15 protein-coding genes are annotated in these 12,963 nt (G+C 53.0%); 3 read left to right on the top strand and 12 right to left on the bottom strand.

Annotated features, from left to right (window positions below):
- Positions 1 to 25: 25 nt before the first annotated feature.
- A complete protein-coding gene (gene purL / locus KF784_07065) occupies positions 26 to 2,302 on the bottom strand; it encodes a phosphoribosylformylglycinamidine synthase subunit PurL (GenBank protein ID MBX3118810.1) in 2,277 nt (758 codons plus the stop codon).
- Between purL and KF784_07060 the strand changes: the two genes are divergently transcribed.
- Together KF784_07060 and KF784_07055 are read left to right on the top strand one after the other, a co-directional pair.
- Complete coding sequence (locus KF784_07060; protein MBX3118809.1) at positions 2,292 to 2,765, top strand: hypothetical protein; 474 nt, start codon at positions 2,292 to 2,294, stop codon at positions 2,763 to 2,765. The two genes, purL and KF784_07060, sit on opposite strands and share 11 nt — an antisense overlap.
- A gap of 50 nt (positions 2,766 to 2,815) precedes the next feature.
- Positions 2,816 to 3,364 carry a LemA family protein gene (locus KF784_07055; protein MBX3118808.1) on the top strand — a complete coding sequence of 183 codons (549 nt, stop codon included), beginning with the start codon at positions 2,816 to 2,818 and terminating at the stop codon, positions 3,362 to 3,364.
- Here KF784_07055 and KF784_07050 read toward each other — a convergent pair.
- Positions 3,361 to 3,567 (bottom strand): hypothetical protein, encoded by a 207-nt coding sequence (locus KF784_07050; GenBank protein ID MBX3118807.1) that lies wholly within the window; start codon positions 3,565 to 3,567, stop codon positions 3,361 to 3,363. The genes KF784_07055 and KF784_07050 overlap by 4 nt on opposite strands.
- A 172-nt stretch (positions 3,568 to 3,739) precedes the next feature.
- Between KF784_07050 and KF784_07045 the strand changes: the two genes are divergently transcribed.
- Positions 3,740 to 4,981, top strand: a complete 1,242-nt coding sequence (locus tag KF784_07045; protein MBX3118806.1) for a hypothetical protein — start codon at positions 3,740 to 3,742, stop codon at positions 4,979 to 4,981.
- A gap of 11 nt (positions 4,982 to 4,992) precedes the next feature.
- On the opposite strand, the gene KF784_07040 is transcribed toward KF784_07045, so the two are convergent.
- The 10 genes from KF784_07040 to KF784_06995 all read right to left on the bottom strand — a co-directional run bounded on the left by KF784_07040 (position 4,993) and on the right by KF784_06995 (position 12,956).
- Positions 4,993 to 6,063, bottom strand: coding sequence for a hypothetical protein (locus KF784_07040; GenBank protein MBX3118805.1), 1,071 nt, complete (start codon positions 6,061 to 6,063; stop codon positions 4,993 to 4,995).
- A gap of 69 nt (positions 6,064 to 6,132) precedes the next feature.
- Complete coding sequence (locus KF784_07035; GenBank protein ID MBX3118804.1) at positions 6,133 to 7,044, bottom strand: hypothetical protein; 912 nt, start codon at positions 7,042 to 7,044, stop codon at positions 6,133 to 6,135.
- Between the two features lie 64 nt (positions 7,045 to 7,108).
- Positions 7,109 to 7,465, bottom strand: a complete 357-nt coding sequence (locus KF784_07030; protein ID MBX3118803.1) for a four helix bundle protein — start codon at positions 7,463 to 7,465, stop codon at positions 7,109 to 7,111.
- Positions 7,466 to 7,558: 93 nt separating this feature from the next.
- Positions 7,559 to 7,939 carry a RidA family protein gene (locus KF784_07025; protein ID MBX3118802.1) on the bottom strand — a complete coding sequence of 127 codons (381 nt, stop codon included), beginning with the start codon at positions 7,937 to 7,939 and terminating at the stop codon, positions 7,559 to 7,561.
- Between the two features lie 52 nt (positions 7,940 to 7,991).
- Positions 7,992 to 8,780, bottom strand: a complete 789-nt coding sequence (locus KF784_07020) for a hypothetical protein (GenBank protein ID MBX3118801.1) — start codon at positions 8,778 to 8,780, stop codon at positions 7,992 to 7,994.
- A 363-nt stretch (positions 8,781 to 9,143) separates the two neighbouring features.
- Positions 9,144 to 9,752 carry a hypothetical protein gene (locus KF784_07015; GenBank protein ID MBX3118800.1) on the bottom strand — a complete coding sequence of 203 codons (609 nt, stop codon included), beginning with the start codon at positions 9,750 to 9,752 and terminating at the stop codon, positions 9,144 to 9,146.
- A 356-nt stretch (positions 9,753 to 10,108) separates the two neighbouring features.
- Entirely contained in the window at positions 10,109 to 10,300 is a 192-nt protein-coding gene (locus KF784_07010; GenBank protein ID MBX3118799.1) for a hypothetical protein, read from the bottom strand.
- A 361-nt stretch (positions 10,301 to 10,661) separates the two neighbouring features.
- Positions 10,662 to 11,927 (bottom strand): flagellar hook protein FlgE, encoded by a 1,266-nt coding sequence (locus tag KF784_07005; protein ID MBX3118798.1) that lies wholly within the window; start codon positions 11,925 to 11,927, stop codon positions 10,662 to 10,664.
- A 204-nt stretch (positions 11,928 to 12,131) separates the two neighbouring features.
- Positions 12,132 to 12,476 carry a hypothetical protein gene (locus KF784_07000; GenBank protein ID MBX3118797.1) on the bottom strand — a complete coding sequence of 115 codons (345 nt, stop codon included), beginning with the start codon at positions 12,474 to 12,476 and terminating at the stop codon, positions 12,132 to 12,134.
- Between the two features lie 51 nt (positions 12,477 to 12,527).
- On the bottom strand, positions 12,528 to 12,956 hold the full coding sequence (locus tag KF784_06995) for a hypothetical protein (protein ID MBX3118796.1): 429 nt from the start codon (positions 12,954 to 12,956) through the stop codon (positions 12,528 to 12,530).
- Between the last annotated feature and the right edge of the window lie 7 nt (positions 12,957 to 12,963).

Here is a 12,963-nt window from a genome sequence, read left to right as displayed (position 1 = left end):
AAGCTTCCTTCAACAATAATCTCGATCAGGCTTCTGCCATTACGCGACCGATCGAGCCATAGTAAATCTCTGCCAATTCTTCAACGTTCGACGATAGAGCCGCGTCACCGCCATCTTGAATCGAATAGCGCTTTAGATCGGCGCCGTACGCTCCGATGACATCGCAACCAAGCCCGTAAGCCTCAGCAAGAGTGGCGAGCTCGTGTCGGTTTGCCTCCTGAACGCCGACGACAACTCTGCCCGGAGCTTCTCCGAACAGCTTGCTCTGTATACGTCCAGTATAAGCGAATGCAAACGACTTGGCGACATCAACCGATACACCGGTCTTACCTACAATCGCTATCTCTGCAAGAGCCACGCCAAAACCGCCATCACTGCAATCATGGGCGAAATCTAATAGGCCTTTGTTCGCTGAATCTACCAAGAATTCACACAGTTTTCGTTCCGCTGCCATGTTTGGGGCCACGGGCAAGCCGTCTTCAAGACCGCAGCACTCTGCCAGATACTCCGAAGCCCCGAGCCCTTCATGACGAACTTCATCTAGACGCGTCCAGATAAGGGCAACTTCCCCGGCGGTGCGGCTGGGAACCATGGAGACACGCTTTTCTGCGTCATCGATGACGCCAAGCATTCCGATCAGAGGCGTGGGCAGGACTTCCCCAAGATCGCTTTCGTTGTAGAAGCTGACGTTGCCTGAGATGACGGGCGTGTCCATCGCTTCGGCAGCATCGGCGATTCCCCGCACCGATTCTCTGAACTGCCAGTAAACATGGGGTTTTTGTGGATTGCCGTAGTTCAAACCATCGGTGACGGCCTTTGGCATCGCTCCCGTGCATGCCACGTTTCGGGCGGCTTCGGCGACGGCAAGCTGGCCGCCTACATAGGGATCGAAGTAGACCCAGCGACCATTTCCGTCGAGCTTCACCGAGATTCCCTTCTTCGTGCCTCTGGGCGCGAGTACGGCAGCATCACCGGCTCCGGGAAGAACCACCGATTGAGTTTGAACCTGTTGGTCGTACTGTCGATACACCCAAACCTTGCTGGCGATATTTGGGCTTGCGAGAAGCTTTTTGAGCGCCGTTACCGGCTCTGGGTGATTGACCGAATCTGGATCGAACTGTTTGGCTTTGCCGTAGTATTCGGGCTCTTCGGCGTCGGGCTTGTAGGTTGGGCAATGGTCGGTAAGGAGCGTGGGATCAAGGTTTGCGACTACTTCGTTGTGTCGGGTTACCGTCGTTTGATCGTCGTTGGTGACCTCGCCAATGATCTCGGCATGCACACCCCACTTGCGGAAAACGTCGAGGACTTCCTGCTCGCGACCCTTTTGAGCGACACATAGCATGCGCTCCTGACTTTCGCTGAGCATCAGTTCATAGCCGCTCATGTCCGATTCACGCATGGGGACTTTGTCGAGATCGACGGTCATCCCAACTTTGCCTTGGCTCGACATTTCTACCGTGCTGCATGTGAGGCCCGCAGCGCCCATATCTTGAATTGCAACGACCGCGCCCGTATCGAGGGCTTCAAGCGTGGCCTCAATCAAGAGCTTTTCGGCGAACGGGTCTCCAATTTGTACGTTTGGACGCTTGGCGTCGCTGTCTTCACCCAGAGCTTCACTCGCAAACGAGGCTCCGTGGATGCCGTCTTTGCCGGTCGCCGAGCCTAGGTAGATCACGGGATTGCCGACTCCCGATGCAGCGGCGGTAGTGACTTTACTGAGGTCGAGCAGGCCTACGCACATCGCGTTCACGAGTGGGTTTCCGTTGTAGCGGGCGTGGAATCCTACTTCCCCGCCGACCGTTGGCACGCCCACGCAGTTGCCATAACCGGCGATTCCGGCGACAACGTGCTCGAAAAGATAACGGTTGCGTTTGACCACCTCTGGATCGCCTTCTCCATCTCGAATCGGGCCGAATCTTAGCGAGTTCAGGGAGGCGATGGGACGCGCGCCCATCGTCAAAATGTCTCGAATGATGCCGCCCACTCCAGTAGCCGCGCCTTGATAGGGCTCCACCGCAGATGGGTGGTTGTGGGATTCGACCTTCATCGTAATGCCAAGACCGTCTCCAATATCAACGACCCCGGCATTCTCCAGGCCGGAACCTTCCATCGCCTCTTTGTATTTCTTGAAGTAGGCGAGCACTGGGCGCGAGTACTTATAGCCACAGTGTTCGCTCCACATGACGGCAAACATTCCGAGTTCGGTGTAGCTTGGCTCGCGCTTGAGAAGGTCGAGGATCAGCCCGTACTCATAATCGTTCAAACCCATTGAGGAGTACACTTCGGAGGAGATGGCAGGCATCGGTTCGATTATATCCTTGCGGGGAACTTGGCTCCGGGTACTTGTTCCGATGGTTTGTGTCGCCGGATTCCTCGCGATTCTCCTCGCAAGTTGCGGCGGTGGAGTCACCTTCGACTATGTTGGGACTTGGGAAGGAATGCGAAAGATCGAGGCTAAGCCCGGGCAAGATCAACTCATCATCAACTCGCTCGCGATGATTAAGGTCCAGGTGAACACCGACGGAACGTTCGATATGTTTGAGGGAGGCTTGAAAAAGAGCGGAACCGTCTATTTTGGGAGCGACCAGGCAACCCTGCGTGTCACGAGGATCATGAACCAAACGCTTCGTGAATACTTTCCGGGCGGGGTAGACAAATATATCGATATCGCTTTGATCCCCCAGCCTGACGGGACCGTGAAGTATATTGACCCCAACGGTTTTGAAACCGATCCCGTGATCTTGAAACGGGACGCGAAACCTTGACCCCTATCCATACGTACCCGTAAGATAGGCATGAATAAGGAGAAAGGAATTTGATCTGGGTACTCATCGGTTTACTTGTCGTTCTGTTGGTTTTCATCATTGCGACTTACAACGGCCTCGTTTCGATCCGGCAACAAACGTCGAATGCTTGGGGACAGATTGATGTCCAGCTAAAGCGCCGGTACGACCTGATCCCGAATCTGGTCGAGACGGTCAAGGGCTATATGAAGCACGAGCAAGAGACGCTGACCAAGGTCATCGAAGCTCGAAATCAAGCTTTATCGGCCACGGGTGTGAAAGAGAAAGCAAGGGCTGAGACGGCTGTGAGCCAAGCCGTGACCGGTCTTTTTGGTCTGTTTGAGTCCTATCCTGATCTCAAGGCCAATCAGAACATGCTTTCCCTTCAAGAGGAGTTGAAGAGTACGGAGAACAAGATTTCGTTTGCACGGCAGTACTACAACGACATCGTGACGACCTACAACACGAAGCTTGAGGCATTCCCGTCGAACATCTTCGCAAGCATGATGGGATTCAAGCCGAAAGATCTCTTTGAGATTGAGAACCCAGTCGAGCGTGAGAACGTGAAGGTGTCGTTCTAAGCGGCTCGGCGGACGTCTTCGACATCGGAAGATCGTGATTCGATATAGCGCGTGAGGTCGATCAGTTCGGCTTCTCGCGCTCTTTCTTTTTCAAGCGAGGTCACACCGACGATCTCCTGTTCGTTGGGCGCAAGTTTGACCGCCCACACGTAGATGGCATAAGCAAAGCACATATATCCGATCACTCCTAACAATGTCATCATCGTAGACGCCCCATTCGTGAAGACTCAACATGAGAATTCCGTCATGGATAGGCGTGACCATCGCTAAAAATACTATGTATGCGCAAAATCTGCCCACCCACCTTGGCGGCAGTGCATTCTGTGGAATGACCCTGATGTACCCGCAATAATCCGAGGGTCAGGCTCGCAAGAGATGACGAAGAAGAGAAAGCGAAAAATATCCGGCCCAGTCAAAACCTTGATAGCCCTATTGGCGCTAACAGGAGTGCTTCTTATCGTCGACCGCGTCCGGGAAGCTCGGGAGATCGCACTTGCCACCGGTCCGGCGAGTGAGGCGCAGCGCAAATACTTCGTCGAGTCGGCTGACCGCCCCGGAGTCGAACTCTTTTACAAGGGGCTCTCGACCAAAGAAAAGGTCGCGATGGCAAAGCGACTTGCCAAATACTCCGATGCAAAGTCGATAGCTCTTACCGGCAAGCTATTGGACACGTATGACAGCGCGGCTTACAAAGAGCTGACGCATACGCTCACGGTGCAAGCCAAATCCAACCCCAAGGACGCGATCCCACTTATCAATATCGGAGCGACGCAACCCAAGTTTGCGATTCGCAAAGCCCTTTTGGACGCAACACCAACAATTTTGCCAGAGTTGGCGGCGGCACTTTCCGACAAGGCGTTGCAGGGCAGCGCAAAGCGCCTTCTGCTGGATGCTGGCGCACAAGCCGAGCCCTACGTTCGTCCGCTTGTGAAGTCAAAAGAAGCCAGCGTTCGATTGGAATCTGCCTCGCTCCTGGGGGAGTATCGTAAACCAGAAAGTCTGGACACGCTTAAGGCCGCCTTCAAAGTCTCTAAACCTCCCGAGCGAATACAGTATCTTTCCGCCATTGTTGGGATTGGTGTGCCGCAAAATCGACCCTTCCTAGAAGGTGTCTTTACCTTTTCTCAGTTCACCGACGATGAGCGCTATCTGGCGGCAAGGGGGCTGGCAAAGATTGGCACTCTTCAATCCACTGCTCCGCTTGCCAAGGCACTCCTTAAAGCCAAAGGGCCAGAGCGCGACCGGATCATTAACGCGCTTGCCGAATCCGGCGATAAGACGCTTGAGCTGACAACGCTGCGAGCGCAGGACCGCGTGATCCTTGCGACTCGGCTCTCTGGGCCGAAGGCAGATGCTTTGCTCTCCTCAGCAATCGACAAGGTTGGTTTTGGGGCAGTACCCTCGCTCGATCTGCTTTATGGGCGTGAGGCGTTGACGCCCGCTCTACGAAAGCTGGCGCTCCAGATTGACCCGAAGAAGGAGAGCTACAAGATCATGCAGGTTCTGCGAGCCCTGTCATCGACGGAGTCTGGCCAGAAAGCTCTTGCCCAGCTTCAGCAGGACTCCCGAATCGGGGGGCTGGCAATGCGCACTCTACGACTGACGAGTGGGGTGTAAATGCCGCATTCTCAGGGAGTTTGTATTGCGGTTGTCCCACCGGCTGGATTTCGTTCCTTTTGATCCTGCCTCGCCTTGCGTACACGATCTATCGCCGTTTGCTCAAGCGCATGCTCAAAAGACCGAAATCCTGCAAGCTCAAAGCCGTGCTTTGCTGCCCAATCCCTGGTCTCTTCGACCTGCTTGACCGTTACATCTTTGCCGAGGGTGTAGTGCTCTATCCTATTTTCCAGCGCGAGCATCATCGTCTCACTCATACAGGCATAGGCCGTTTTCTCGGGAAAACCGAAGTCCATACCAAAGTCCACATCACCGGGCACGGACACAACTCCCCCCTCGATCACCAAGACGTCGGGACGTTCTTTCACAACCTTGGCTTGAACATCGCGCGGACGTGCGACATCGCACACAACCGAGCCCGTTTTCAGATGCTTCGGCTCGATGATCTCTGCATCCGCCGAGGTCACGGTTATCACGACATCGGCTTCTCGGAGCATGTTGAGATCGGTTGTAGCGATTGAGCCGGGGATCTGGTCTGCGACGGCTTGGGTTCGCCCCTGGTCGCGCCCAACGAGCAGTGTTCTGGCAAACTGTGGGGATAGGAGCATTGCTGCGGTCTTCCCGATTGAACCGGTTGCTCCAACTACCGCAAGGGTCGATTCGGATGGGATAATCCCGATCAGGTCTGCTGCCTTCATCGTGCCCTCAATCGCGGTGGCGACGGTGTAGCTGTTGCCTGTGGTCACGGGAATGGGCGAGTGCTTTGAAAGTGTGATGCCGCCGTCGCCAACGACAGCCGTAAAAGCTCCCAGACCCACAACCTGGGCACCGAGCTCTGCAGCGAGTTGGGCACATTCTAAGAGCCTCTGATTGGCAAGGTCGGTCAGCGACTTGTCGTTAAGCTGTCTGGCGGTGAGCGGACAAGCGATGAACCAGCCTTCGGTTTTTTCACCGGTGAGCGACGTTATGCCCTTGATCTCGCTCATGATGATCGGCTTCTTGGTCTTGAGAAATTTTTCGACGAGGAAGTCCGGCACGATGCGCGCGATGGGATACTTTCGCGCAGCGTCCTTCGCGGTCATGGGGTGAATGATAAATGCAAAGCGATTCAAGGCCGTTTCCTTTGCGAGCGAGGCAGGACGTATCCTACCTTACACCGTCTCCTGTATCTTCAGTACGTTGGGATGCCAATTCAATTTGGCTAGGGTGTCCAAATAGTCCTTCTCGGTCAATTGTTCGGGACGTTTTCCAAGAAGCGCGACCACCACACCTTCCATGACGTTTGTCGCAAACGTTTCGCCACCCATGACCGGAGTGGTTGTGATAATCCGGCTGACGCCCGCTGAACGGAAAAAGTCGATCGTGTGCTTGCGCAGCGTTTGCGTGATGATGGTCTTTCCGTACATTTTGTCGGGCGCATAGCGCTTGACGAAGTGGGTATCTCCAGCGATGACGGTTGCTTCGTCGAACGCCCATTTGAACTTTGGGGTTCGCTTGTCCTGCTTCTCGCCGGTTGGATAGAACCATTTGAAGGGGAGCTTCGTGATGATGGGGAGCGAGAGAGCGCCTATGAGCTTGACGGTGCTGTAGCGCCTCACGCGCAAGGGGAGGCCGATTCCGAACATAAGGTCGCCGTAGACGACGTTCGGACACAGTTCGGAAAGCGCCTGAGCCATTCCATAGCGGTCCACCGCTGAGACGAGAAGCACCTTCTCATCGTTGAACCTTACAGTTCCCTCTTCGTTCAACGCGTAGATGGTCTTGCGCTCCAGCGTATGCTTGAGTCCACTTCCATCCACAACTGGGGTTTGCTTGCACTGCCGAGCGATCTTCTGAATCTGCCGAAAAGCATAGCGCTTCTCTCCGATGACGAGGTAGATATCGGCTCCGCCGACGCCAATCGCATCCACCTTGCCGTCAAGCTCCCGGAACATCGCGGAGAACTTGTCCATGTCGCCATCGGTGCCGATCCGCTCAATGCGAAACTGCTCACCGAGGATTTCGACCTCGTGCTCTTTATTGCCCTTGGAGGAACCAAGGCTGATGGAAACGACGCGTTTCATAACGATTGGAGATTGATGATTGTAGATTGTAGATTGGAGATTGGCCTGCGGTCCTTACAAGAGCTTAGTCCTCGTCAGACCAATCTCGAATCTCCTCTCGTACAACATTCTTTTGGGGATGATTTGCCCTAAGCGTCTTGAGACTGGCAACTGTCATCGCGACCACTTCATTGCATTCGCGATACAAGTGATCTATAGCCATAGTTTCGAATATCTCGACTTCTGCTCCAACCTCAAGCCAGTACATGGTCTCATCTGCCTCTTCAAGCACAATACTGAGCTTCGCAATCTTTTCTGCGGCTGAGCGAGATCTGCACGCCGCACGATAGTTTGCACCGACAGAAGTCGAGGAGCGAATAACCTGCCTCAAAATAACCGACGATTCAATGGATGGCTTCACTTCGCGGACTAGACGAATCACTGACACTCCAAGCGCTTTCGTCCTGTTCTTGAAGGTCTCTTGATCCACTTTTAACCCTGTTATAATCACCAATCTACAATCTACAATCTACGATCAGTAAACAGCAATCACCTCAATCTCAACGTCCACGTTCTTCGGCAGTCCGGCAACGGCGACGGTTGAGCGGGCGGGCGGGATGTCGCCCATATACGCCCCGTAAATCTTGTTTACAGCGGCAAAGTGATCCATTGAGCTGAGGAAGATTGTTGTCTTGACGATGTTTGCGAAGCTGAGACCAGCGGATTCCAGCATCCCTTTTATGTTTTGCATCACCTGCTCGGTCTGCGCTTCGACGTTGCCTTCAACAAGGTCGCCCGATGGGGTGAGCGGAATCTGTCCGCTGCAGAAAAGAAAGCGGCCCTCAGCGCGGATGGCCTGACTGTAAGGACCGATCGCACCAGGCGCACGGTCGGTGGAATGAACCTCTCGGAGCATGAAGGGGATGTTACCTTGGCACAATGGGACGTGACTGAGATGGTGGGTGCACCTAATCAGCAGATAGCTTGGGAACATCGTAGATCGATTCGTACTGCCGTGTTCCAGTACTAAATGGACGGCTTGCTGCGTCGCCTGAAGTTGCGGTGTCGCCCACCAGTATCGGATGTGGATTGCGGGAATATCTCACGGCTGCAACTGCAGCATGCTCTGTTACAGAAACAATTTCAAGGTTAGCTTCCCTGGCTTTTACGAACATGACCAGTCCCACGAATAGACGATCTTCAGAGCCCTTATCCAGTTCAAAACGGTCGTCGGTTCGATGTCGTATTACTCGCGCAACGGCAGGACCGTTTTTGTAGAAATCCATGTAAGCGCTTGGGAGTTCTGGATCGCCCTGCCGTACACCGATGTAGTAGTTTTGAAGGCGCTTCACAAAATCAGGCCGCACCTCGCGACTCTTGCCGGTGTAGATTCCTGCGGTATCGTTTGCGGTCTTAGCCCAAACTGCAAAAGCCGCCAGCTGGTTGCGATCGACGAGATATCTGCGCTCACCCCAGGCGATTGGGACAAGGAGGCTGTCAGGCAGCCCTTTTAGGTCCTGAGACTGGCTCGGGCGCAGCCGCAGAAATCCGTTCTCGAACTTCCACTGCCCTACAGGCCCTTGTACTGGATGTCTGCTCACAGCGTATGATCTGTAACTCCCGTCACTTTCGATGTTCAGGTGCTCGGTCGCGTACCCACGATCAATGAAGTAACTGCCAGCGAAGCCGTCCTTTTCCGCATCCTGGTTAGCCGTCACGAGACCGGGAGCAACCAAGGAGATGAGAAGAGAAAACACGCCTAACATTGTTTCTTACGGAAACTGACGACTCGCCAACTGGACAGTTATTCTGAATGTTGACAGTTTTTGATGCCTCAGGATGCGCATAGCTCAATCCTTCTCCTGTCCCGATCCACAGTCCTGAGGCTACAGCCGACAACACTCAGACTCACACTCCCAGTATTGTACAACGGCTCCAGACGATGCTCAACACATCATTCTAAGCCTCAGCACTGCGTGTCGAGATGGACTACGATTGGGGTGGCTCGTACTGAGGCATCAAAAACGTTCGGATGGAACGACACGCGAGATACTGCCTACTCTATCATGAAACAGGGCGTATATTAATCTAATTTCTCAGCGCTTAGAGTCATATACTACCTACTCCCGCAAGCGCAAGTAACGTGCTCGTTTCAAGATCGAATCCAATTCTACGTCGCTCCATTTATCTGAAGGACTACTCAGCCTTTGATTTAATGTCTCTGAGATTCGTTTCCTTAAACCATCATCTGTGTACAAAGAAGTTGCATTCATACCTGCAATGATGGCCTTCGGCTGAGAATTTGATGCAATAATATAAAGCACGTACTCTATGTCTTGTTCGTTATTGGGCCGACAAAGAATACTTATAGACAGTTCAATAAAAGTAACGTCACTTTTCAGTGACACCGCTTTGCATTTCTCGATTAAACTATCCTTATCTTCTAAATGAGCTAATATCGATAGGGCAGCATACTGACCAAACACATCGCCTGTATCAATTAGTTGCTGGTTCAAAAATGAAAGATCGGGTTCTGCAGATAGCTTTTTCCGATATGCATCAAGCTCGGAAGCTGGCGGACTATCCTCAGCTTGCTCGAAAAACTTACGAGATCGTGCAGAGTACTCTGCGAACAAGGAGCGGTACTCTTGACCAGAAGAACGGCATCCTATTGCTATCATCACGCTGACAAGTGAAACTATTGTGATTGAAGCTAAGTAGATCTTCATGATTATTTATGCTCTTTGATTCAAGCCATAGCGACGACAATTACAAACAGTATCCTCCACCCAGCCGTCATCCGTATAAGTCGCGGCATTACATTCACGTATGCAGTCCTCCCTTAACACTCCGGACATGTAGTAGCAATTGCTAAGGCATTTTGATGCCTCAGGGTGCGCACTCCTCATTCGCTCTCCTGTCCCGATCCACAGTCCTGAGGCTACAGCCGACAACACTCACACTCCCAGTATTGTACAACGGCGCCAGACGATGCTCAACACATCATATGTAGCCTCAGGACTGCGTACCTCGGTCAGCAAAATGATCGAGCCCGCGCGTCCTGAGGCATCAAAGTCTCTCTAAATTACGCCTGGTAATTGCAGGTCACGGATACAGAACTCTGCGCGACGATGAACGAGAATTCGTTCGGTGTGTCGGTGTGGCTCGTCCAGCTATCCGTAGAGTAGGTATAGGTTGCCTTGAGGTAAACGGCGTCATCAACGCCGAACTGTATGGTGACGTCACCCTTTAATGAGATTGTAAAGGATTTTCGCACTTGACCCACTGTGCATGTCTCATTAATGACACCTTCCGAATATATATTCCAGCTTTGATCTGCCTTAGTGCCGTTGTATAGAAACAAGGTTTTATTTCGCATTATTGTTCACCTTCCAACGATTTGCCAATAAATCGTTTAATGATCAATCTATGTCTTAATAGAAATAAGATTAGATTTGGTGAATTATAACTCATTAATTATAATGTAACTCTACTTCTATCATTGGGCATGGTGTGCAGCTGGGCAAAATGCGCTATTGGCAGGAGCAACATTCAGACACAGAGAAGCCCGGCGGGGTGGGATCGCCGGGCATTACTCTTGGTTAGCGGATTATCTCCGCCCCTTTAGGGGAGGGTCATTACCGCTTCATATTGATTAAGTCTTGCAACATCTCATCGACCGTCGTCACAACTCGAGTGTTGGCTTGGAAGCCGCGCTGAGTGATGATGAGTTCGGTGAACTCGTTACCAATGTCGATGTTCGACTGCTCAAGGAAGCCCGAGCTGATTGTGCCACGGCCACCGCTGACCGGGGGGCCGACGACAGGAACGCCCGAGTTATCGTTGTTGCGCCACAGGTTGTTGCCCATGCGCTCCAGACCGTTCGCGTTCGGGAAGATCGCCATACCGAGCTGCCCGAGGGGGCGTGCAAGGCCGTTCGTGTACAGACCGGTAATGACACCGTCCTGACCGATCGAGAACGACTGCAGCGATCCGGGAGGGAAACCGTTCTGGCTAGCTGCCTGAACCTGAGTTTCCGACGCCAGCTGAGTAACTCCACCAAAGTCCATCGAAACATCGAAGGGGGGAGCACCGCCTGCTGCCGGAGTGATGGTTACGACTGCTGGGGAACCAGACGCGAGAGCGCCAGTCGTCGGGTTGAAAACAAGATCGCCGCTGCCTGTGATCGTTTCGCCGTTATTGCCGGCCATGGAATAGTTCCACGTATTTGCGGCCGTCTTGATCAGGCGCAGAGTGATGTCGTGCTGTGTGCCCAAGCTGTCGAAGACACGAATCAGAGTCTCTCGGTAGCCGGGATCGGGATAAGCTGGGGGTCCGGGGCTCGCGACTTCCTGAGCGTCCAGATTTCCTGCCCATCGAGCGGTCGTTGTGACCTGGACAGCCGTTCGTGCGCCAATCGGCACTCTCAGAATCGAGTTCGCGCCAATCGGTGCGTTGGTGTCGATATTGCCGGTCGCGGAGTCGGCAGTCCAGCCCAAAAGCCTCTGGCCTGTTGCACGGTGGACAAGGTCGCCGTTACCGTCAAGGTCGAACGCCCCGTCTCGAGTGTAGGAGACTCCGTCGCCGTTGCCGACCAGGAAGAATCCATTGCCCTGAATCGCCATGTCTGTCGGGCGGTTCGTGGCGTTAAGCGATCCCTGCTCGTTGCTGATATCTGTACCAGAGATCAAAACACCGAGTCCGTATTGGATGGGGTTGAGACCGCCTGCGCTTGCCGTCGGGCCTGAAGAGCCTCGAATGGTCTGCGCGAGCATGTCTTTAAAAGTGACGCGGCTTCCCTTATAGGCCGTCGTATTGACGTTGGCCAGGTTGTTACCGATGACGTTCATTCGGGTTTGCTGAGCTTTGATACTCGCAACACCAGCTAGCATAGCCTGCAACATGGTTTATGTTTCCTCCGATGTTTGCGGGCAGGTGGGTCAACGCTTCTGGTCTTCCCGGTGCATCCGAAGATCTCTCTTCAGTCCTGCTCTTCTTGCCCGCGCTCTATTTGTCCTGTCAGCCCTTTTGCGTTTCGAGCGCTCGTGGCTGCTGTTATCCTCTCTCAATAATGTATCGGTTTACTCTTTTCCGTTCCTTATAGAGATTTATACAATTACTGCACTATCGATATTTGTGAAGACATTGTCCTTCAACATCTGCTTATCGACAGCAGTAATAACCGTACGATTCTTCACGCTGACGACAAGGGCAACGTCATCTACCATCACGAGAGACTCTTTAGCTCCCTTGACAGCAGCCTTTTCGACGCCTTGCATCACACGCTCCCATTGATCTCCTTCAAGCTGAATGTTTCGGCTTTGAAGTCGGGTTTCTGCATGCCCACTAAGCTTTAGTCGATCTTGAAGGACGGCTCGGAAATCTGCCCCAAGCTTTTCTCTTTGCTCGACTGTTGGCTGAGGAGCACGGGTGACTTGCTGGCCTGTCAGCAAGTCCGCTATTTTATTGTTTTGGATACGGTTATCCATAAGTGTTTTCAACCTTTAAAAGTTAGCGACTGATTGCACCTGATTGACTCTAACATCTACGAGACCACCGTTCGCTTGCATCAGCTGCAGGTAATAGTCTCCGTTTCGAGTGAACACCTTGTTGACAAGGCCTTCCACAATCGTGTTGAATCCATCGCCGGTTTCGGTCATGGGGCGGAACGCCGTCACGACCTTGCCGATCATACCGCTCGCTTGTGCGACTTCCATCGAATCGTTCAATTTATCCATGCCCTGAACCGTACCGAGCTGGGCCATCTGCGCAAAGAAGTCGCGGTCGCCCATAGGCTCAAGCGGGTTCTGATTGGCAAGCTGGACTGTGAGGAGCCTCAGAAAGGTCTCCATGTCCAGTTCCGATTTCGGCTTCGCTTTATTCGGTACGTAGTAGTACGGATTGATGTCGGTTGCACTGATTCCGTCTGCCATAGCTTTC

It is taken from the genome of Fimbriimonadaceae bacterium, from assembly GCA_019638775.1.
In the GTDB taxonomy this organism is placed as follows: domain Bacteria; phylum Armatimonadota; class Fimbriimonadia; order Fimbriimonadales; family Fimbriimonadaceae; genus JAHBTD01.
The sequence above is the reverse complement of the archived record's forward strand: the minus strand, read 5'-3'. Positions and strand labels throughout refer to the sequence as shown.